Source organism: Pseudomonas sp. FW300-N2F2 (assembly GCF_017351655.1).
Lineage (GTDB): Bacteria > Pseudomonadota > Gammaproteobacteria > Pseudomonadales > Pseudomonadaceae > Aquipseudomonas > Aquipseudomonas fluorescens_AA.
Genome location: NZ_JACNDQ010000003.1, coordinates 663,375 through 684,179 on the forward strand (window position 1 = coordinate 663,375; position 20,805 = coordinate 684,179).

The 20,805-nt window shown below is 62.3% G+C and carries 21 protein-coding genes; 7 read left to right on the plus strand and 14 right to left on the minus strand.

All coding sequences use genetic code 11. The features are described 5' to 3' along the window. Positions 1-193 precede the first annotated feature (193 nt). Complete coding sequence (locus J4E63_RS23665) at positions 194-577, minus strand: hypothetical protein (protein WP_207283516.1); 384 nt, start codon at positions 575-577, stop codon at positions 194-196. Positions 578-725: 148 nt separating this feature from the next. Here J4E63_RS23665 and J4E63_RS23670 point away from each other — a divergent pair, with 148 nt between their 5' ends. Together J4E63_RS23670 and J4E63_RS23675 are read left to right on the plus strand one after the other, a co-directional pair. Continuing rightward, positions 726-923, plus strand: coding sequence for a heavy-metal-associated domain-containing protein (locus J4E63_RS23670; RefSeq protein ID WP_207283517.1), 198 nt, complete (start codon positions 726-728; stop codon positions 921-923). 95 nt (positions 924-1,018) lie between these two features. After that, on the plus strand, positions 1,019-2,221 hold the full coding sequence (locus tag J4E63_RS23675) for a multidrug effflux MFS transporter (RefSeq protein WP_207283518.1): 1,203 nt from the start codon (positions 1,019-1,021) through the stop codon (positions 2,219-2,221). 1 nt (position 2,222) lies between these two features. On the opposite strand, the gene J4E63_RS23680 is transcribed toward J4E63_RS23675, so the two are convergent. Both J4E63_RS23680 and J4E63_RS23685 read right to left on the minus strand, forming a co-directional pair. Next, complete coding sequence (locus J4E63_RS23680) at positions 2,223-2,393, minus strand: hypothetical protein (RefSeq protein WP_207283519.1); 171 nt, start codon at positions 2,391-2,393, stop codon at positions 2,223-2,225. 237 nt (positions 2,394-2,630) lie between these two features. Further along, entirely contained in the window at positions 2,631-3,644 is a 1,014-nt protein-coding gene (locus J4E63_RS23685; RefSeq protein ID WP_207283520.1) for a zinc-binding alcohol dehydrogenase family protein, read from the minus strand. 114 nt (positions 3,645-3,758) lie between these two features. Between J4E63_RS23685 and J4E63_RS23690 the strand changes: the two genes are divergently transcribed. From J4E63_RS23690 to J4E63_RS23700, 3 genes are all read left to right on the plus strand, one after another. Next, entirely contained in the window at positions 3,759-4,688 is a 930-nt protein-coding gene (locus J4E63_RS23690; protein WP_192263689.1) for a LysR family transcriptional regulator, read from the plus strand. Between the two features lie 141 nt (positions 4,689-4,829). Then, positions 4,830-5,564, plus strand: a complete 735-nt coding sequence (locus J4E63_RS23695) for a helix-turn-helix transcriptional regulator (protein ID WP_207283521.1) — start codon at positions 4,830-4,832, stop codon at positions 5,562-5,564. A 116-nt stretch (positions 5,565-5,680) separates the two neighbouring features. Further along, a complete protein-coding gene (locus tag J4E63_RS23700; protein ID WP_207283522.1) occupies positions 5,681-7,063 on the plus strand; it encodes an MFS transporter in 1,383 nt (460 codons plus the stop codon). A gap of 255 nt (positions 7,064-7,318) precedes the next feature. On the opposite strand, the gene J4E63_RS23705 is transcribed toward J4E63_RS23700, so the two are convergent. The 3 genes from J4E63_RS23705 to J4E63_RS23715 all read right to left on the minus strand — a co-directional run bounded on the left by J4E63_RS23705 (position 7,319) and on the right by J4E63_RS23715 (position 10,552). After that, positions 7,319-8,272 carry an adenosine deaminase gene (locus J4E63_RS23705; protein ID WP_060739317.1) on the minus strand — a complete coding sequence of 318 codons (954 nt, stop codon included), beginning with the start codon at positions 8,270-8,272 and terminating at the stop codon, positions 7,319-7,321. Positions 8,273-8,356: 84 nt separating this feature from the next. Next, a complete protein-coding gene (locus J4E63_RS23710) occupies positions 8,357-9,322 on the minus strand; it encodes a 2-oxoglutarate and iron-dependent oxygenase domain-containing protein (protein ID WP_092331148.1) in 966 nt (321 codons plus the stop codon). Positions 9,323-9,469: 147 nt separating this feature from the next. Beyond that, positions 9,470-10,552, minus strand: coding sequence for a BMP family ABC transporter substrate-binding protein (locus tag J4E63_RS23715; RefSeq protein WP_207283523.1), 1,083 nt, complete (start codon positions 10,550-10,552; stop codon positions 9,470-9,472). A gap of 292 nt (positions 10,553-10,844) precedes the next feature. On the opposite strand from J4E63_RS23715, the gene J4E63_RS23720 reads away from it, so the two are divergent. Then, a complete protein-coding gene (locus tag J4E63_RS23720; RefSeq protein WP_207283524.1) occupies positions 10,845-11,936 on the plus strand; it encodes a calcium:proton antiporter in 1,092 nt (363 codons plus the stop codon). A gap of 124 nt (positions 11,937-12,060) precedes the next feature. Here the strand turns inward: J4E63_RS23720 and J4E63_RS23725 are convergent, their stop codons facing one another. From J4E63_RS23725 to J4E63_RS23735, 3 genes are all read right to left on the minus strand, one after another. Beyond that, entirely contained in the window at positions 12,061-13,419 is a 1,359-nt protein-coding gene (locus J4E63_RS23725) for an 8-oxoguanine deaminase (protein WP_192263696.1), read from the minus strand. Between the two features lie 246 nt (positions 13,420-13,665). Further along, complete coding sequence (locus J4E63_RS23730; protein WP_207283525.1) at positions 13,666-14,352, minus strand: SDR family oxidoreductase; 687 nt, start codon at positions 14,350-14,352, stop codon at positions 13,666-13,668. Between the two features lie 25 nt (positions 14,353-14,377). Continuing rightward, positions 14,378-14,728: a MerR family transcriptional regulator gene (locus tag J4E63_RS23735; RefSeq protein WP_053118143.1), complete on the minus strand. Its 351-nt coding sequence runs from the start codon at positions 14,726-14,728 to the stop codon at positions 14,378-14,380. Positions 14,729-14,808: 80 nt separating this feature from the next. Here J4E63_RS23735 and J4E63_RS23740 point away from each other — a divergent pair, with 80 nt between their 5' ends. Further along, the gene (locus J4E63_RS23740; RefSeq protein WP_207283800.1) at positions 14,809-15,237 is read left to right on the plus strand and encodes a hypothetical protein; all 429 of its coding nucleotides are present in this window, start codon (positions 14,809-14,811) and stop codon (positions 15,235-15,237) included. A gap of 77 nt (positions 15,238-15,314) precedes the next feature. On the opposite strand, the gene J4E63_RS23745 is transcribed toward J4E63_RS23740, so the two are convergent. The 5 genes from J4E63_RS23745 to J4E63_RS23765 form a co-directional block, all read right to left on the minus strand. Then, on the minus strand, positions 15,315-16,241 hold the full coding sequence (locus J4E63_RS23745; RefSeq protein WP_060739311.1) for an ABC transporter permease: 927 nt from the start codon (positions 16,239-16,241) through the stop codon (positions 15,315-15,317). Beyond that, complete coding sequence (locus J4E63_RS23750; RefSeq protein ID WP_103311284.1) at positions 16,241-17,347, minus strand: ABC transporter permease; 1,107 nt, start codon at positions 17,345-17,347, stop codon at positions 16,241-16,243. Before J4E63_RS23750 ends, J4E63_RS23745 begins: the two co-directional genes overlap by 1 nt. 11 nt (positions 17,348-17,358) lie before the next feature. Then, positions 17,359-18,912: an ABC transporter ATP-binding protein gene (locus J4E63_RS23755; protein WP_207283526.1), complete on the minus strand. Its 1,554-nt coding sequence runs from the start codon at positions 18,910-18,912 to the stop codon at positions 17,359-17,361. Between the two features lie 535 nt (positions 18,913-19,447). After that, on the minus strand, positions 19,448-20,029 hold the full coding sequence (locus J4E63_RS23760; RefSeq protein WP_060739308.1) for a YigZ family protein: 582 nt from the start codon (positions 20,027-20,029) through the stop codon (positions 19,448-19,450). A gap of 7 nt (positions 20,030-20,036) precedes the next feature. Continuing rightward, on the minus strand, positions 20,037-20,687 hold the full coding sequence (locus J4E63_RS23765; RefSeq protein WP_207283527.1) for a TetR/AcrR family transcriptional regulator: 651 nt from the start codon (positions 20,685-20,687) through the stop codon (positions 20,037-20,039). Between the last annotated feature and the right edge of the window lie 118 nt (positions 20,688-20,805).

Genomic DNA, 20,805 nt, shown 5'->3' on the forward strand with positions numbered 1-20,805 from the left:
CGGTCACGCTCCCTGTAGTGAATGACTACAGGATCAACCTTGCCATGCTGGCAAGGTCAAGCGCCAATCCTCTGTGGGAGCGAGCTTGCTCGCGATAGCGGTAGTTCAGTCGACATCCATGGTGGATGTTAGATCGCCATCGCGAGCAAGCTCGCTCCCACAGGGGCTCGCAACCACAAGTTCGAGTGGCGTGTCAGTAACCGAGCCCAGCCTGCTTGAGGTACATACCTTGTTCATTCATGGCGATGCGGAACTTCAAGATGTCCCCGGCCTTGAGGGTGATGTTCTGCGACCCAGGCGCGAGCATGCCCGGGTTGCAACCCGGCGCCTGTCCCGGCAGCAATTTCAGGCGCAAGGAAAACTGGCCCGGCGGCAGGTTGAACGAGGTGCTCTGCTCCTGGAACAGCCTGGCCGAGAGTTGATCCTGGATGTAGATGCCGATTTCGCAATTGGTCGCCACTTCCAGGCGCTCGCGGGAAATGATCAACACGCCATAGTCTTCGCCGACGGCCGAGGCCTGGGGCGCCACCGCTGAAAAACCGAGCATGCAAAACAGGCTGAACGCTGACCAGCGCATGGCTGAACCTCCGGTGTGAAATCCTTGATGTGTGCAGCTTGGCTGACGGCGATGCCGATTGCCAGCCCGGCAGTTTTTGTCAGAACTTGACCTTGCCATGATGGCAAGCTTGAGACTGGCAGCAACCTCAATCCCAAGGAGTCATCTCATGCAAACATTCAATGTCCAGGGCATGTCTTGCGGTCACTGCGTCAAGGCCATCACCCAGGCTGTCCAGGCCAAGGATCCGGCGGCGGACGTGCAAGTCGACCTGGGTGCCAAGACCGTCCGGGTCCAGAGCTCATTGGCGGCCGATGCCGTGCTCGCGGCCATCAAGGAAGAAGGCTATGAGGTCAGCCCCGCCTGAAGTTTTTTAATCGTTAGCGACCTATCGGAATGTTCAAGAGCGCCCGGCACGGCTAGACTGTCGGGCTGTCGAACGACGCCTGAGCTGGACGCCCGATGAACCTTCGCACCATTCTGATTCTTGGCGCCTTGAGCGCTTTCGGTCCCTTGGCGATCGACTTCTACCTGCCCGCCTTTCCGGCGATGGCCACCGCCTTCGGTACTGACGAAAAACACATCCAGTTGACCCTGGCGGCCTATTTCCTCGGCTTGTCCATCGGGCAACTGGCCTATGGGCCGGTGGCGGATCGCTTCGGGCGGCGCATCCCGCTGCTGACGGGCGTCGGCTTGTTCACCCTGGCGTCCCTGGCTTGCGCCTATGCGCCGAACCTCGAATGGCTGATCGGTGCCCGTTTCGTCCAGGCCCTGGGCGGATGCGCCGGGATGGTGATTTCCCGGGCGGTGGTCAGCGACAAATGCGACGCGGTGGGTTCGGCCAAGGTGTTTTCGCAGTTGATGCTGGTGATGGGCCTGGCGCCGATTCTCGCGCCGATGCTCGGTGGGTTGTTGGTGAACCTGCATGGCTGGCAGTCAATTTTCATTGCCCTGACCGTGTTCAGCGCATTGGCGTCGACGGCGGTGGCCTTGTGGCTGCCGGAAAGCTTGCCGGACAATGTACCCCGGCAACCGTTGTCGGGGGCGTTGCGCCAATATGGCCGGTTATTGACCGATGCCGTCTACCTCGGCCATGCGCTGACGGGGGGCATCGCTATCGCCGGGATGTTTGCCTACATCGCCGGTTCGCCTTTCGTCTTCATCAAGCTCTATGGTGTACCGGCTGAACATTTCGGTTGGCTGTTCGGCACCAACGCGGCGGGTTTCATCCTGGTCGCCCAGGTCAACGCCCGGCTGCTGTCCAAGCGCGGCCCGGCATTCCTGCTGAGCCGCGCGGTATGGGTCTACCTGGGCGCGGGGCTGAGCCTGCTGGCCGTCAGTTCATTGCAACCTGCGCAGTTGTGGCCGCTGCTGGTTCCGCTGTTTATCTGCATCGCCAGCCTGGGTTGCATCCTGCCCAATGCCTCGGCCTGCGCCATGAACGGGCAGGGCGCCCGGGCCGGCAGCGCTTCGGCGATGCTGGGATGCCTGCAGTTTTCCGTCGCCGCCGGGGCAGCCGCGTTGGTGGCGGCGCTGCATAACGGCACCGCCGTGCCAATGGCGCTGGTCATCAGCCTTTGCGGGCTGTTGGTGGTGGGCGCAGCGATGCTGACTCGTCGCCTGCAAAATGCCCGGACATTGGCCCAGGCCAGTCGCGAGGGCTGACTCAGCCGGCTGCGCGCTGCTGCTGTTCGGGGAAATGATGGGGCGCGAGGATCCGCGCTTGCAAGGTTGTGGCGAAAGCCTGGGCTTCGGCCTCGGTACGGAAGGTGACGACGTGCCGGTCAAGACGCACTTGCCATTGGGATTTTGCCACTTCTTTTATCAGGATCTTCATTGCTGACCTCCTCACGAAAAGATTACGTTGCAAAGGCCTCGAGTGTAGACCCGAATACGATCGGAGTTGTGACAACGGTCAATTCTCGGACTGACGGTGCAGTCCCAGATCAATGCAACACCCGTGGCGAGGGAGCTTGCTCCCGCTCGGTTGCGCAGCAACCGCAAAAAACAGGGGTCGCTACGCAGCCCAGTGGGAGCAAGCTCCCTCGGCATTTCGAGCTGCCGTTCGCGGCGGTCAGAAGCCTTCAAGCACAATCTTGCCCTTGGACTGGCCGCTTTCCAGCAAGGCGTGGGCCCGGCGCAGGTTCTCGGCGTTGATGGTGCCGAAATGCTCGCCCACCGTGGTCTTCAGTGTGCCGGCGTCGATCAGCGCGGCCACGCGGTTGAGCAGTTTGTGTTGTTCAAGCATGTCGGCCGTTTCGAACAGCGAGCGGGTGTACATGAATTCCCAATGCAACGACAGGCTCTTGCGCTTGAGCTTGGTCACGTCCAGCGCCTTGGGGTCGTCGATCAGCGCCAGTTTGCCCTGGGGTGCGAGGGCTTCGACCAGTTGGTCCAGGTGCTGGTCGGTCTGGGTCAGGCTGGCGACGTGAGTCACCTGGGGCTGGCCTGCTTCCTTCAATGCTTCGCTCAAGGGGCGGCTGTGGTCGATCACCAGGTCGGCACCCAGGTTGCGCACCCATTCCTGGGTTTGCGCGCGGGACGCGGTGCCAATCACCTTCAGTCCGGTGAGTTGGCTGGCCAGTTGCGTCAGGATCGACCCCACGCCGCCGGCGGCACCGACGATCAACAGGCTCTGGCCCTGGTTGTCCTGGCCTTCCTGGATGTGCAGGCGCTCGAACAACAATTCCCAGGCGGTGATGGCCGTCAGTGGCAGCGCCGCCGCGTCGGCGAAACCGAGGGTCTTGGGCATGTGGCCGACAATGCGTTCATCCACTACGTGCAATTCGCTGTTGCCACCGGCCCGGGCGATGGAACCGGCGTAGAACACCTTGTCCCCGGTTTTGAACAGCGTGACTTCGCTGCCCACCGCCTTGACCACGCCGGCCACGTCCCAGCCCAGCACCTTGGCGACGCCATCTTCGGGCTGGACGTTCTGGCGGACCTTGGTGTCCACCGGGTTGACCGAAATGGCCTTGACCTCCACCAGCAGGTCGCGGGGACCGGCGACCGGTTCCGGCAGCTCGATGTCCTGGAGCGATTGTGGGTCGGTGATGGGTAGCGAGTGGTAGTAGGCAATGGCTTTCATGAAGCGGCTCCGTGAGATGAGTTTCGATGAAGTCCATGTTTAGCTATTTATAGCCGAGATAAAACCGGCTAAAACAACAGGCTCTTTCAATACTTTTTTGATAATGGGCGCGTGATGCTTCGCTTCGATGACTTGCAATTGTTTGTCCGGGCAGCGGACCTGGGCAGTCTTTCGGCCGCGGCCAGGGTCATGGACCTGTCGGCGGCGGTGGCCAGTGCCGCGTTGAAACGGATCGAGCAGCACCTCGGCGCCCGGCTGTTGGCCCGCTCTACCCGCAGCTTGCGCCTGACGGCCGAAGGCGAGGGTTTTCTCGAATATGCCCGGGCCGCACTGAGCAGCCTTGACGAAGGCCGGCGCTTGTTGACCAGCGGCCAGGACCAGGTCAGCGGGGTGTTGCAGTTGTCCGCGCCGTCGGACCTGGGACGCAACCTGCTGTTGCCCTGGCTGGATGCGTTCCAGCGCGAGCACCCCGGGCTGACGGTGCGACTGCTACTGGGCGATCGCATCGCCGACCTGTTCAAGCAGCCGGTGGACATCGCCCTGCGTTATGGCGAGCCGGAAGATTCGAGCCTGGTGGCCTTGCCTGTCGCCCCGGACAACCATCGAGTGCTGTGCGCGTCACCGGATTATCTGGCTCGCCAGGGCGAACCTCATCAACTGGAACAACTGGCCCAACACAATTGCCTGTTGTACATGCTGGGCAGCCGGGTCCATGACCGCTGGGCTTTTCATGACGGCAAGCGGGAGGTGAGCCTCACCGTCAGTGGCGACCGTTTCAGTGACGACGCCGACGTGGTGCGCCGCTGGGCGGTGGCGGGGGCCGGGATCGCCTATAAATCGTGGCTGGATGTGTCCACCGACGTGCTGGCCGGGCGCTTGAAAATCCTCTTGCCGCACCTGCAATGCGAACGCGCGCCCCTCAATCTGCTGTGTGCCCACCGGGCGCAATTGAGCAAACCGATCAAACTTCTGCGGGACATGCTCCAGGCTCGCTGCGGTGAGTTGACGACTCGATTTCCACTCCCAACGGGGGCCGGCCATTAGTCGCGCGCAAATAGAGACTTTTCCCTCATGAACAATCGCCTCCAAAGGTTTCCGGAGGACAGGAAAGCTCGATTGTCGCGCTTATACTAACGACCGCCTGCGCCAGAGCAGTAGACGAATGATTCAACAGGGAGTGAATACATGGAACATGCACCTTGCATCAGCCAGATCGCCACGCTGCTGGCTGACCCCAAGCGCAGCGCAATGATGTGGGCCTTGATGGACGGCACGGCCCGCCAGGCCGAAGAGTTGGCGTTGCTCGCCGGGTTGTCGCCGTCCTCGGCCAATGCGCATCTGGGGCGCTTGTCCGCCGGCGGCCTGTTGAAAGTCGAAGCCCGGGGTCGCAAGCGGTTTTTCCGCCTGGCCGCGCCTGAAATCGGCGCGGCCGTCGAAGCGCTGGCCAGCGCGACCCTGGTCAGTACGCCCCGGCAGATTCCGGATGTCTTCAAGCGCCGGGCCATGCCGACCAAGGCCCCGTCGGCCCCCGCTTCGTTGATGCGGGCCAGGCTGTGCGACGATCACTTGGGGGGAACCCTGGCGGCCGATCTCTACCAGCGCCTGCTCGACGCGGGGTGGATCGAGCAGTTCGAACAACGGGTGATCGTCACGCACAAGGGTGCCAATCAACTGGCCGAGCGTGGCCTGTTCATCCAGGCCCTGGCCCATCGCAACGCCCGTGTCGCCTGCCCTTGCCCGGACTGGAGCGAGCGTCGTCCGCATCTGGGTGGCGCGCTGGGGGCGGCGTTGCTGCAACTGTTCATGCAGTCGGGTTGGCTGACTTTGCCCAACGATTCGCGGGCCTTGCAGGTGACGACGCTCGGCCAGCAGGAAATCCACCGGTTCGCCCGGCAGGATGCCGTAGAGATGGCGCTCTAGGGAACTCGCCTGGCGCGTCGCTCAGGGCTGTCGACAGGTCGTATTCAGCAATAGTCGCCTGCAAGGTTCGCGCACACTCGGTCCGGGGAATTTTTTCGGATTGGGGAGGCAGCAGCATGGACACTCACGGTTACAGCGCGGCGGAACGCCTGGAGCGGTTACCCATCAGCGGGTATCACCGGGTGATTTTCATCATCATCGCCCTGGCGTTTTTCTTCGACTCCATGGACCTGGCGATGATGACGTTCCTGCTGGGCTCGATCAAAGCCGAGTTCGGCCTGAGCACCGCCCAGGCCGGTTTGCTCGCCAGCTCCAGCTTCTTCGGCATGGTGCTGGGTGCGTCGCTGTCGGGCATGCTGGCCGATCGTTTCGGGCGCAAGCCGGTGTTCCAGTGGAGCATCGTGTTGTGGGGCATCGCCAGTTACCTGTGCTCCACCGCCCAGGACGTCGAGACCTTGACGCTGTTTCGTATCCTCCTGGGGATTGGCATGGGCATGGAGTTTCCGATTGCCCAGTCGATGCTCTCGGAGTTGATCCCGGCCAAGCGTCGAGGGCGCTACATCGCCTTGATGGACGGCTTCTGGCCGCTGGGTTTCGTGGCGGCGGGGGTGCTGTCGTATTTTCTGCTGCCGGTGATCGGCTGGCGCGACATCTTCCTGGTGCTGGCGGTGCCGGCGGTGTTTGTCCTGGCGATTCGCTTCTTCATTCCCGAGTCGCCGCGCTGGCTGGAGCAGGCCGGTCGGGGGGACGAAGCGGACGCGGTGCTCAAGCGAATCGAAGACAAGGTCCGGGCCTCACTGGGACGGCGTGAGCTGCCGGAGCCGATCCGCCTGCCGAGGGTCGAGAGCACACCGGGCAATTTCTTTTCGGCCCTGGCGCAGATCTGGTCGCCGCTGTATCGCCAGCGCACGATGATGATCTGGAGCGTCTGGTTCTTTGCCTTGCTCGGTTTTTATGGCCTGACGTCCTGGCTCAGCGCGTTGTTGCAGCAGTCGGGGTTCGCCGTGACCCAGTCGGTGTATTACACCGTGCTGATTTCCCTGGGCGGGATTCCCGGCTTCCTGATGGCGGCCTGGCTGGTGGAGCGTTGGGGGCGCAAGCCGGTGTGCATCATCACCTTGCTGGGCGGCGGGGTGATGGCGTTTCTGTATGGACAGAGCGCGGTGTTTGGCGGCAACGTCGGCCTGTTGATCGGCACCGGGTTGCTGATGCAGTTTTTCCTGTTTGGCATGTGGGCGGTGCTCTACACCTACACGCCGGAGCTGTACCCCACCTCGGCGCGGGCCACGGGTTCGGGCTTTGCTTCGGCGGTGGGCCGCGTCGGTTCGTTGCTCGGGCCATTGGTGACCGGGCTGGTATTCCCCATCACCGGGCAGGGCGGCGTATTTGCCCTGGGCGCGTTGTGCTTCGCCGTGGCGGCGGGGGTGGTCTGGGTGTTCGGGATGGAAACCCGGGGCAAGACGCTGGAGGAGTTGAGCGAAGCGACCGCTGCCGACTAAACACTAACCCCCCTTGTGGGAGCGAGCTTGCTCGCGATAGCGGTCCGGCATGCAACATCGATGTCGACTGATGCACCGCCATCGCGAGCAAGCTCGCTCCCACAATTGGATCTGTGTCCAACCGTGGATTTGCAGGCTATCAAAAAAACTGTGGGAGCGAGCTTGCTCGCGATAGCGGTCCGGCATGCAACATCGATGTCGACTGATGTACCGTCATCGCGAGCAAGCTCGCTCCCACAGGGTTGATTGTCTGGCCTAAGGTTTTACTAGCCGCGCATCCAGGCTGTTCTGTGCCAGGCGCTTGGCCTGGTCCTGGGTCATGCCCAGGTGGGTGTGCAGGGCATGGAAGTTTTCGGTGACATAGCCGCCGAAGTAGGCCGGGTCATCGGAGTTCACCGTCACCTTCACACCGCGTTCGAGCATGTCGAGGATGTTGTGCTGCGACATGTCATCGAACACGCACAGCTTGGTGTTGGACAGTGGGCATACGGTCAATGGAATCTGCTCGTCGATGATCCGCTGCATCAGTCGCTCATCTTCGATGGCTCGCACGCCATGGTCGATGCGCTGGATCTTCAGCAGGTCCAGGGCTTCCCAGATGTACTCGGGCGGGCCCTCTTCGCCGGCGTGGGCGACGGTCAGGAAGCCTTCGTTGCGCGCGCGATCGAAGACTCGCTGGAACTTGCTCGGTGGATGGCCCATCTCCGAACTGTCCAGGCCCACAGCCACGAAAGCCTCGCGGAACGGCAGCGCCTGGTCGAGGGTTTTCTCGGCTTGTTCTTCACTCAGGTGGCGCAGGAAACTCAGGATCAGGCCGCTGGTGATGCCCAGTTGCTGCTCACCGTCCTTGAGGGCGGCGGCGATGCCGTTGAGCACCACTTCGAACGGGATGCCACGGTCTGTGTGGGTTTGCGGGTCGAAGAACGGTTCGGTGTGGATCACGTTCTGCGCCTTGCAGCGCAACAGGTAGGCCCAGGTCAGGTCGTAGAAGTCCTGGGAGGTGCGCAGCACATCGGCGCCCTGGTAATACAGGTCGAGGAATTCCTGGAGGTTGTTGAAGGCATAGGCCTTGCGCAGGGTGTCGACGTCGTTCCATGGCAGAGCGATCTTGTTGCGTTCGGCCAGGGCGAACAGCAGCTCGGGTTCCAGGGAGCCTTCCAGGTGCAGGTGCAGTTCAGCCTTGGGCAGGGCGTTCAGCCAGTCGTACATGGTCTTTTCTCATCAGCGAAGCGATGGCGGGCATTCTACAGGGGGCTGGCCGCCCTGTCGGGTAAAACCTGACCGGCTGATCCACTACACGGCGTGGGGCTCCCGTCGGTAAGCATAGGTGTCGGCGAAGCGCGAGAGCAGGAATTCGGCGCAGGTGGTGGTCGGGTACTTTGGCGGGTGGGCGTCATCCTGGCAACCGGGCAGGCATTGGATCAGCGTGTCGGGGTGCGGCTCGGCAAAGAATGGCATCGAATAACGGTCCACTCCCAGCGGGCTGATCACCCGATGCGGCGTGGACAGGTAACGGTCGTTGCTCCAGCGCGCCATCATGTCGCCGAGGTTGACCACGAAGGTACCGTCGATAGGCGGCGCGTCGATCCACTGGCCGTTGACGTTGCGCACTTGCAGGCCGCCGGCGGCGTCCTGGTAGAGCAGGGTGATGCAACCGTAATCGGTGTGCGCGCCGGCACCTTGCTGTTCGGCGCAACTGGCGGCATCGCGGGGTGGGTAATGGATCAGGCGCAGCACGCTCACCGGCTCGTTGAAGCGCGTATCGAAAAAGTCCCGTTCGATGCCCAGGGCCAGGGTCATTGCCCGCAGCAGGGTTTGCGCAAGCGCCTGCATGTCACGGTAATGCTGCTCCATCAAGGTTGCCCAACCGCTCAGGTCGGGGTGTCGGTTGGGGCCGCGCAGGGGTTTTTCCGCCAGCACCTCGGGGTGATCGGCCGGCAAATGCAGGCCCATGTCGAAGGTTTCCTTCAGGTCGCTGGGCTTGGTCGGGTCCAGTTGTTCCGTGGCGACGGCGCCGTAGCCGCGATGGTGACGGGTCTGGGTGATGTCGATCTTGAGCTTTTCTTCGACGGGCAGGGCGAAGAAGCGCTGAGCATTGCCCAGCACCTCGGCGATGCGCGCCGGGCTGATGGGGTGGCCCTTGATGTAGAAAAAGCCCCACTGGCGGCAGGCGCGGTCGATTTGCCCGGCGACGGCTTGCCAGGCGTCGGGTTCATCGCCGTAGAGCGGGCTGATGTCGATGATGGGCAGGCTGTTCATGTGACTGTCCTGACTTGAAATAGGAGCCCCATGTGGGAGCGAGCTTGCTCGCGATCGCGGTGGGCCAGCCAATACAGATATTGAATGTCGGTACGCAATCGCGAGCAAGCTCGCTCCCACAATAGGTTTTTGGGTTGGGTTTGGGGACTATTTGGGAATCTCGGCCTTCATGCCTTCGACGTAGTAATTCATCGACGCCAGTTCCGCATTGGTGGCGCTCGCGCCCGCGGGGATTTTCTCGACGCCGGCCTGGTCCTTGATCGGCCCGGTGAATGGATGGAAAGCGCCGCTCTCGATGTCGGCGATGATCTGTTCGGCTTCGCCCTTGACCGCTGCCGGCACCAGGTCGCTGATCGGCAGTTTTACCGTGCCTTCCTTCAGGCCGCCCCAGTAATCCTGGGATTTCCAGTTGTGGTCGAGCACGCTCTGGGTCGCCTGGATGTAATGCGGGCCCCAGTCGTTGACGATGGAGGTCAGCACCGCCTTGGGACCGAAGTGGGCCATGTCCGAAGCGTAGCCCACCGCATAGACGCCGCGTCGTTCGGCGGCCTGGATCGGCGCTGGGCTGTCGGTGTGCTGGAACACCACGTCCACGCCCTGGTCGATCAGCGCGTTGGCGGCGTCGGCTTCCTTGCCCGGGTCGAACCAGGAGTTGACCCACACCACCTTGATCTCGGTACCGGGGTTGTATTTGTTCAGGGCCAGTTGGATGGCGTTGATGTCGCGGATGACTTCCGGGATCGGGAAGGAGGCGACGTAGCCGATCTTCTTGGTCTTGGTCATCTTGGCCGCGAGGAAACCGCCGACGTAGCGGCCTTCGTAGGTGCGGGCCAGGTACGTGCCCAGGTTCTTGTCCTGCTTGTAGCCGGTGGCGTGTTCGAAGATCACCTTGGGGAACTGCTTGGCGACTTTCAGCGTCGGGTTCATGTAGCCGAAGGAGGTGGTGAAGATCAGGTCGTATTTGTCCTTGGCCATGTTGCGGATCACCCGCTCGGCGTCGGCTCCCTCCGGTACGTTTTCCACGTAGTTGGTGGTGATCCGCTCACCGAATTTCGCCGCCAGCTCCTTGCGCCCTTGTTCGTGCTGATAGGTCCAGCCGTGGTCGCCGATCGGGCCGATGTAGACGAAGCCGACCTTCAGCGGGTCGGCGGCACTGGCGCTCAGGCCGGCGCCCAGGCCGACGGCTGCGACGACGGCGCAAAGCAACTTCTTCAAGGGGCGTTTGTGCATGAACTCGAACTCCATTTTGTTGTGAGGTTGGCTGTACAGCACCAATGCAAAATGCTGACCAACAAGACAACAAAATCTGCGATCTTTTCGGGGCAGCCATCGCGAGCAAGCTCGCTCCCACAAAGGCAATGCACAACCTGTGGGAGCGAGCTTGCTCGCGATGAGGCCCTCCAGATCGATAAAGGTGCACCGGCCAGCCACTCGCCACCCCCTGGTGCATCACACCGAACGAAACGTTCGCCGCCCCCTACAGTCAGTAACTCATGACCCCGCTCACAGTGACAGGCCCGCGATGCTCACGCTGATCAAGCAAGAAAAACTGCTGTTGCTGGCGCTGGTCGCCGCCTGTATGGCCTATCCGCTAGAGCACTGGTTGCTGGGCAGCGGGCAAGGGGTGGCGTTGATCGGCGGCCTGGTCCTGATCGGTTTCATCGTCGCCGCCTCCATGCGCGTGGCCCATCACGCCGAGCTGTTGGCGGAAAAGGTCGGTGATCCCTACGGCACGATGATCCTGACCTTGTCGGCGGTGCTGGTGGAAGTGGTGATCCTGGCGATCATGATGAGCAACGAAGCGTCGTCGACGTTGGTGCGGGACACGATCTACTCGGCGGTGATGCTCGACATCAACGGCATCCTCGGGCTGGCGGCGCTGATGGGCGGGATCAAGCATGGCGAGCAGGTCTACAACGACGATTCGGCGCGCACCTACAGCGTGATGATTCTCACGGCCATGGGCGTGTCGATGGTGGTGCCGGAGTTCATTCCCCAAGCGAGCTGGAAAACCTATTCGGCCTTCACCATCGGCGCGATGATCGTGCTGTACACCCTGTTCCTGCGCATGCAGGTCGGGCCCCACAGTTATTTCTTCAGCTACAGCTACCCGGAAAAACGCCGCAAGACAGAGCCAGTGGAAAACGAGCCGGAACCCATCAGCCTGACGTTTTCCATCGGTGCCCTGGTGTTTGGCGTGGTGGTGATCGGCGCCCTGGCCGAAGTCATGTCCAAGGCCATCGACCTGGGGTTGGAAGGCTCGGGTGCGCCGCCGGTGGTCACGGCGATCCTGGTGGCCGCGATCTCCGCCGCACCGGAAATCCTCACCGCCCTGCGCGCGGCCTTGGCGAACCGCATGCAGTCGGTGGTGAACATCGCGTTGGGAGCGTCGCTGTCCACCGTGATCCTCACCGTACCGGTGATGGAGGCCATGGCCCTCTACACCGGCCAGCCCTTCCAGATGGCCATGACCCCGGTGCAGACGGTGATGATCTTCATCACCCTGATCGTTAGCGCGATCAACCTCAATGATGGTGAAACCAATGCCATCGAAGGCATGACCCACTTTGTGTTGTTTGCGACGTTTATCATGTTGTCGCTGCTGGGCCTCTAGGCCCAATACAGCATCCATTGTGGGAGCGAGCTTGCTCGCGATGGCGGCCAGCCATTCAACATCAATGTTGACTGATCTGGCGCTATCGCGAGCAGGCTCGCTCCCACAGGGGATTTGGGTTGGATCAGGCGCCGGCGATCAATTCCCGCGCCGCCTGGCTGTGATCGGCAATCAGCCCCTTCAAGTCCAACCCCTCGACCTGCCCGTCGATCACTCGCCATTGCCCACCGATCATCACCCGATCCGCCCGGTCTGCACCGCACAGCAGTAGGGCCGAGATCGGGTCGTGGCTGCCGGAGAAACGCAGCTCATCGAGCTTGAACAGCGCCAGGTCGGCCTGCTTGCCCACGGCCAGCTCGCCGATATCGCTGCGCCCGAGCAGTTGCGCCGAGCCCCGGGTCGCCCAGCCCAGTACGCGTTCCGGCGTGATCGCTTGAGCGCCATAGCGCAGGCGCTGGATGTACAGCGCCTGGCGGGTTTCGAGGATCATGTTCGAGGCATCGTTGGACGCCGAGCCGTCTACCCCCAGGCCCACGGGAGCGCCGGCGGCGGTGAGCTCCAGGGTCGGGCAGATGCCCGAGGCCAGGCGCATGTTGGAACTGGGGCAATGGCAAATGCCGGTGCCGGCGGCGCCGAGACGAGCGATTTCATCCGGGTTGAAATGAATGCCGTGGGCCAGCCAGGTACGGGGGCCGAGCCAGCCGACGCTGTCCAGGTAATCCACGGTGCGCAGGCCGAAGCGTTGCAGGCAAAAGTCCTCTTCATCGAGGGTCTCGGCCAGGTGCGTGTGCAGGCGTACGTCGAGTCGCTCCGCCAGCTCGGCGCTGGCTTGCATGATCTCGGGCGTGACCGAAAACGGTGAGCAGGGCGCCAGGGCAATCTGGATCCGGGCGCCGTCACCGCGCTCGTGGTACTCGGCGATCAAGCGCTGGCTGTCGGCGAGAATCACCTCGCCCTGCTGCACGGTCTGCTGCGGCGGCAAGCCTCCGTCGGCCTCGCCCAGGCTCATGGAACCGCGGGTCAGCATCGCGCGCATGCCCAGCTCACGGACACTTTGCACTTGCACGTCGATGGCCTGTTCCAGGCCTTGGGGAAACAGGTAATGGTGGTCGGCCGCCGTGGTGCAGCCCGACAGCAGCAACTCGGCCAAGGCCACTTTGCTCGCCAGGGCGAGTTTTTCCGGGGTCAGCCGCGCCCACACCGGATAGAGAGTCTTCAGCCACGGGAACAACGGCTGGTTCACCACTGGCGCCCAGGCGCGGGTCAGGGTCTGGTAGAAGTGATGATGGGTGTTGATCAACCCCGGCAGGATCACATGCTCGCGCGCGTCGAAAATGTGGTCGCAGGGCTGGGCGGGTTGTTGGCCGGCGCTCAGCAGTTCGACGATCACACCGTCCTGCAGGACGAGACCGCCACGGGCATCGAGGTCGTTGGCGGTGAAAATGGCGAGGGGATTTTTTAACCAGGTACGGGTCGCAGGCATGATGGCCGGCTCCTCTGAAAGTGGGTTCAGGTTAGCCAGCTCAGTGATGCCCTGTCTGCTGATCCAGGGGCGCCCGTTGGGTGGGCGAGGGTGGAGTTTACTCAGGTTGCCGGGCGCAGATCCAGTGTCAGGCCGAGAACCCTGTGGGAGCGAGCTTGCTCGCGATAGCGGTAGATCAGTCGACATCCATGTTGGATGTGAGGCCGTCATCGCGAGCAAGCTCGCTCCCACAGAGGAAAGATGGGGTTACCAGGGAATCGTTTCGCCCTTGTAGTTGACGAAGTGATGCCCACCCTTGCCGGCGAAGGCATTCACCTGGTCGATCAGCCCGCGGGTGCTGGTCTCGACATCGATGTCCGCACCTTCACCGCCCATGTCCGTCTTGACCCAGCCCGGGTGCAGCGACAACACGGTCAATGTCTGCTCGCCCAGTTGGCTGACGAAGCTGTTGGTCATGGAATTAAGCGCCGCCTTGCTGGCCTTGTACAGCGCCAGTTCCGGCGCGTCGGGCATGGTCACGCTGCCCAGCACCGAACTCATGAACGCCAGCACGCCGCTGCCGTCGCGGATCTGGCCGACGAAGCGCTGGGCCAGGTTGATCGGCGCCACGGCGTTGGTGAAGAACAACTGGCCGACTTCCGCCAGCGTCGCGCCGCCTGGGTTCTGGTTGTCCGGGCCTTTGACGCCGGCGTTGACGAACAGCAGGTCGAAGGTCTCGCCCTTGAGCTGCTGGCTCAGGGCGATGACGGCTTGCTGGTCGTCCATGTCGAGTTTTTCAATGCGCACCGGGCCCAGCGCCTTCAAAGCTTCTGCGTTCTGCGGGTTGCGCACGGTGGCGGTCACGTTCCAGCCATCGCTGAGCAGCGTCTTCACCAGACCGAGGCCCAGGCCCCGGGAGGCGCCGATGATCAATGCGTTTCTTGCCGAAGTCATGAGGGGCATCCTGGAAAGAAAAAGGTCACGGGTTTAATGGACAACGTTGCCCGAGCCGTTGTTTCAGCTCGTGACGCAACGCGTCGAGTTCGGTCATGCGGGTTTCGATCAGGTTCAGTTTATCTTGCAGCAATTGCGTTACCGCGCAGTCGGGGTCGGGGGCGTTCCACAGGGCAGCGACGCTGGCGCCGATCTCGCCCAGGGTAAAGCCCAGGCGCTGGGCGGTCTTGATATAGAGCACCAGTTGGACCACGTCGGCGGGGTAGTCGCGATAGCCATTGGCACTGCGCGTTGCCGCGATCAGGCCCCGCTGTTCATAGAAGCGCAACGTGTCTCGACTGACGGCGCAGGCTTGGGCTAATTCACCGATACGCATGGACAACTCCGGAGGGCTTGACCTTGGAGCATACCCCAGGCTTTAGCCTTTTCGCTCCCCAATTATCTGGAGCAACGTGTATGTGGAGTTCGATGCAATATCGCCAGGTGGTGCGCGGCAGCGCCTGGTACGACCTTATCGTGTCGGCCGTGCTGGCCACGCCGTGGAGCTTTGCGGCGTTGCATGGTGTGTTGATGAGCCTGACTCAGCTATTTGACCTGCCAGGAGAATTGCCGCCGTTTGCGCCGGCACATATGCTGATGGTGAATTTGCTGGGCTCGATTGTCTGCGTGTGGGCGGTGCTGCGCATTCGTGATCCGCAACCGCTGTACGGACGGTATGACGCGGTGGGGCGGTTTCTGTTTGCGGCCTGGCTGCTGTATGCGCTGCTTCATGGGGCCAGTGCGGTGTTGTGGGTTTTCCTGTTTTTGGAGGTGGTGTGGGGCGTGGTTCAGGTGTTGCCTGTTCGGGCCTCATCGCGAGCAAGTTCGCTCCCACAGGGGGCCTGAGTCAAACACTGAACTCAGTGTTCACCTGGTCTAGTGTGGGAGCGAGCTTGCTCGCGATAGGTGCGCCGCGGTCTATCTCAATGCCCCGCCTGCCAAGGCTGCCCCAGTGACACCGGCGCATACAGCCGGGTGCGCACGGCATCCCGGGACAGCAGCACCAGCACCACGATGGTCGCGGCGTAGGGCAGCATCGCCAGCAGACTCGATGGAATCGCCAGCCCCAAGCCCTGGGCCACCAGGTGCAGGATGCTGGCGAGACCGAACAGGTAGGCACCCAACAGCAGGCGCCACACTCGCCAACTGGCGAATACCACCAGGGCCAGGGCGATCCAGCCACGGCCGGCGCTCATGTTCTCGGCCCACATCGGCGTGTAGGCCAACGACAGATAGGCGCCGGCCAACCCGGCCATGGCGCCGCCAAACAATACCGCCAGGGTCCGCACCCGCAACACCGGCAGGCCCATGGCGCTGGCGGCATCGGGGTTCTCGCCGACGGCCTGGATGATCAATCCGGTGCGGCTTTTCATGAGCACCCACGCTACCAGCGCAAACAGTGCGAAGGACAGGTAAACCAGGAGATCCTGGGCAAACAGCATCCGCCCGATCAGCGGGATGTCACTCAGGTAGGGAATGGCCAGCGGCTCGAATCCCGCCAGCGGTTTGCCGACCCAGGCCGCGCCGACAAAGCTCGACAGGCCCACCCCGAAAATCGTCAGCGCCAGCCCGGTGGCCACCTGATTGGCGTTGAACACCAGTGCCACCAGCGCGAACAATGCCGACAACAGCATCCCGGCGGCCATCGCCAGCAGCACGCCGAGCCAGAGGTTGCCGCTGTTGAACGCGACGATAAAACCGATCACCGCGCCGAACAGCATCATGCCTTCCTGGCCCAGGTTGAGGACGCCGCTTTTTTCGCAGACCAATTCACCCAGGGCCACCAGCAGCAGGGGTGTGCCGCAGCGGACCATGGCGTAGAAAATATTGCTCAACAGGTCGATATCCATCACAGGGCTCCTGCCTGTACCGCAGTGGTTCGGGCGCGCCGGGTCCAGCGCAGGTTCAGGCGTGGCCGGTAGAGGATCAGCACGTCGCAGGCCAACAGGAAAAACAGCATCATCCCCTGGAACAACTGAGTGATCGCCTGGGGCAGGTTCAACGACATCTGCGCGCTCTCGCCGCCGATGTACAGCAGCGCCATCAACAGGCTGGCAAACAGAATGCCGATGGGATTGAGCCGTCCCAGGAATGCCACGGTAATCGCCGCATAGCCGTAGCCCGGCGACACCTGCGGCACCAGTTGGCCGATCGGCCCGGTCACTTCGCAGACGCCGGCCAGCCCGGCCAGCGCACCGCTGATCAACAGCGCCAGCCACACCAGCGGCTTCTGGCGAAAGCCGGCGAAACCGGCGGCGCGGGCGTCGAGGCCCAGTACCTTGATCTGAAAACCGACGAAGCTTTTCTGCAGCAAGACCCACACCGCCACCAACGCCAGCAGGGCGAAATACAGCCCGGCATGGACCCGGCCATCCTCCAGCAGCAATGGCAGGCGACTGGCCTCGCCGAACATCGCCGACTCGGGGAAGTTGAAACCCGCCGGGTCTTTCAACGGCCCGTGAACGCAAAACAGCAGCAGGTTCAGGGCGATGTAATTGAGCATGATGCTGGTCAGGATTTCGTTGGCATTGAAACGCGTGCGCAGCCACGCCGTGAGTCCGGCCCAAGCCGCCCCTGCCAGGGTGCCGGTCAGTAGGATCAGCACCAATGCCCAGCGGCTTTGCACGCCGATGATGTTCACCGCCAAGGCACTGCCGGCCAGGGCGCCCAGCAGCAGTTGGCCTTCGGCGCCGATGTTCCAGATCCGCGCCTGATAGGCCACTGCCAGACCGAGGGCGCAGAGCAGGATCGGCAAGGTCTTGACCAGCCACTCGGACACGCCGTACAGGTCGCTGATCGGGGCGATCAACAGGGTGTACAGCGTTTGCAACGGGTCATGCCCCAGGGTGATGAACAGCAGCGAGCCGCAGCCCAGGGTCAACACGGCGGCCAGTAGCGGCGAGCACCAGAGCATCAGGCGCGATTGCTGGCCGCGGGGTTCGAGAGAAAGCAGCATGTGGAACTCCGTTATACCGGCGCGGGGGCAGGGGATTGAGGGGCGTCGAACTGGCCGGCCATCCAGCCGCCGACGTCGCTGAGCCGGGTCTCGCCCGTGGGGCGCAAGGCTGACAGGCGCCCGCCGCACAAGGCGCCGAGGCGGTCGCTGATCTGGAACAGTTCGTCGAGGTCTTCGGAGATCACCAGAATGGCCGCGCCCGCATCGCGCAGGGCGATCAGGGCGCGATGGATGGTCGCCGCCGCCCCGACGTCCACGCCCCAGGTCGGGTGCGCGGCCACCAGCAGTTTTGGCTGTTGGAGGATTTCCCGGCCAAGAATGAATTTCTGCAAGTTGCCCCCCGAAAGACTGCGTGCCGGGGTTCGGGTGTCAGGTGTCTTCACGCCAAAGCGACGGATGATTTCCTCGGCCAGGTGTTCGACCTGACGGCGTCGAATCAGCCCATGACTGACCAGGCCCTGTTGGAAAGCGCTGAGCAAGGCGTTATCCGCCAGGCTCAATTGCGGCACGGCGCCGTGGCCCAGGCGTTCGGCGGGGACAAATGCCAGGCCGAGTCGACGACGGGCATCGGGGCGCAGGTGCGCGACGGGTTGACCGGCGAATCGGATCGTTTCGCCTTGCTGGCGGGGAAGCTGCGTTTCTCCGCTGAGCAACGCCAGCCATTCATCCTGGCCGTTGCCCGCCACCCCGGCGATGCCGACGATTTCGCCGCTGCAGACTTCAAGATCAATATCCCTCAGCGAGCAGCCGAACGGGTCCGGGTTGTGCCAGGACAGCTTGTCGATTTGCAGGAAGGCTTTGTCTGCGCTGACCTTGGGGTAGTCCGTGATCAGTCCGGCCGCTTCGCCGACCATCAGTTGTGCCAGCTCCCGGTCCGAGCAGTGCGCCGGGGTGCAATGCCCCGAAACGCGCCCGCCCCGCAGTACCGTGGCGCTGTGGCACAAGGCTCGCACCTCTCCGAGCTTGTGGCTGATAAACAAAATGCTGCAGCCCTCGCTCGCCAGGCGGCGCAGGGTCACGAACAGCTCTTCGGCTTCCACGGGCGTGAGCACCGAGGTCGGCTCATCAAGAATCAACAAACGAATGTCCTGCATCAGGCAGCGAATGATCTCTACCCGCTGGCGCTCGCCAATCGACAGGCTGTGAACCAGCCGCTGCGGTTCCAGCGCCATGCCGTAGCGTCGGGACACTTCGCGAATCCGGGGTTCCAGCTGTGCTGGCGAACCGGCCGTAGCGCCCATTGCCAGGGCAATGTTCTGCGCAACGGTGAGGGTTTCGAACAGCGAGAAATGCTGGAACACCATGCCGATGCCCAGGCTGCGAGCCTGGGCCGGATTACGCAGGTTGACGCGTTGGCCTTGCCAGATCACTTCACCCGAATCGGCAGGGGTGACGCCGTAGATAATCTTCATCAGGGTGCTTTTGCCCGCACCGTTTTCGCCGAGCAGGGCGTGGATTTCGCCGGGCTGGATGCTCAGGTCGATGGCGTCGTTGGCCAGGCAACCGGGGTAGCGTTTGCTGATCTTGCGCAGTTGCAGGCGCGCGATGGAGTCGGGGTTGGACATGACAGGCTCGTGCCGATGGACAGGAATGCCTGTGGATAAAGCAATTTCCTGGCCATAAGGTCAGGAAAATACCTTGGCCCCGCCGCCAAGGCCCTCTGCGTATGGCCTGGATACCTGCAACAGGAAAATTCTGCACCGGGTTGGAGCGCGCACGTTTTATGCAGGCATCGGTTTGCCCTGAAATGGGTGGTTAAAAATTGAACAAGCGACCGCGAGCCCTGATCTTCTTGGGGCGGGAGGAGCCATGAACGGGTTATCCACAGGTTGCTCCACAGTTATTGTGTGCAATCTGGCCAGTCGGGCATAAGCACTGCGAGGCTTTCTTCTAAAGGTGATAAACCCCTGCAAGCATTTGTTTTGCAGACGGATTTGTCGATTGGGCAGGACTTTGGACGAAAAATGAGCAACCCTCTGAAACCCGCATGACAGAAGGGTTACAGAGAAATGTGCTCAGGTTATCCACAGTCGGGTGCACAGTGGATGTGGGCAAGTTGAACGATTGCGCGATGCTCTGAAAGGTCGCAAGCCTGCGAACTCAACGCTCCAACAGGATCCGGCCACGGCTCAGGCCGGCCAGTTGCGCTTGCAAGGTTTCGATGTGAGCTTCACCCACGGCCAATTGCAGGTCTACGCCATTGGCGGTGAAGCGTTCTTCATTCACCAGCCCGCCGCACTCGGCGACGCGCAGTTTCACCAGGGGCAGTTCGGCGAACCCGCAGCTACAGTGCAGCGGCACACGGCTGATCAGTTCGATTTTTTCGGCGTTTTGCAGGCATTTGTTCGCACCGCCGCCGTATGCCCGGGCGAGCCCACCCGTGCCCAGTTGAATCCCGCCGTACCAGCGAATCACCAGCACCACGACTTGATCGCAGGCCTGGGCTTCGATCGCGGCCAGGATCGGCCGCCCGGCGGTGCCACCTGGTTCGCCATCGTCGTTGCTGCGGTATTGGTCGCCGAGTTTCCAGGCCCAGCAATTGTGCGTGGCATCCAGGTCGCTGTGCTGTTCGATGAACGCTTGGGCATCGGCGGGGCTTGTGATGGGCGCGGCGAAGGTGATGAAGCGGCTTTTGCGAATTTCTTCGCGGTACTCGCAAAAACCGGCAAGGGTAAAGGGCATGGCGATCTTAAAGAGTGGGTGTCAGGCCGCAGCCCTTGAGAATGATGCGGATCAGGTTGTCACCCGCGTCGATCATGTCTTGCTTGGTCAACTTGCTGCGACCGGTCACGCGACAGATCTGGGTGGCGAAGTCGGCGTAATGCTGGGTGCTGCCCCACAACAGGAAAATAAGGTGCACCGGATCGATCGGGTCCATCTTGCCGGCGTCGATCCAGGCCTGGAACACGGCCGCACGACCATTGAACCAGGCGCGATAATCCTGGTTGAAATACTCGGTCAGGCATTCGCCACCGCTGATCACTTCCATGGCAAACAACCGCGATGCCTGGGGCTGGCGACGAGAGAACTCCATTTTGGCGCGGATATAGCGGGTCAAGGCTTCGGCCGGATCATCCTCGGCGGTGAGGGTATTGAAGGTGCTGTCCCACAATTCGATGATGTTGCTCAGTACCGCCACGTACAAGCCGAGTTTATTGGTGAAGTAATAATGCAGGTTCGCCTTGGGCAGCCCAGCCTTGAGGGCGATGGCATTCATGCTGGTGCCTTTGTACCCGTGGCGAGCGAATTCATCTTCGGCAGCCTTGAGGATCGTCTCTTCATTCTTTTGACGAATGCGACTGGTGGGCTTGCCACTGTGGGCTGGGACTTCAAAGGTCATGGGCGTTTCCGGGCTGGGTCTGTGGGCAAGCAAATGCGTTGATAGCGCACCGGCATCAATCCGACAAGTGCCATCACACTAAAACCCGGCTAAACATCTGTGGGAGCGAGCTTGCTCG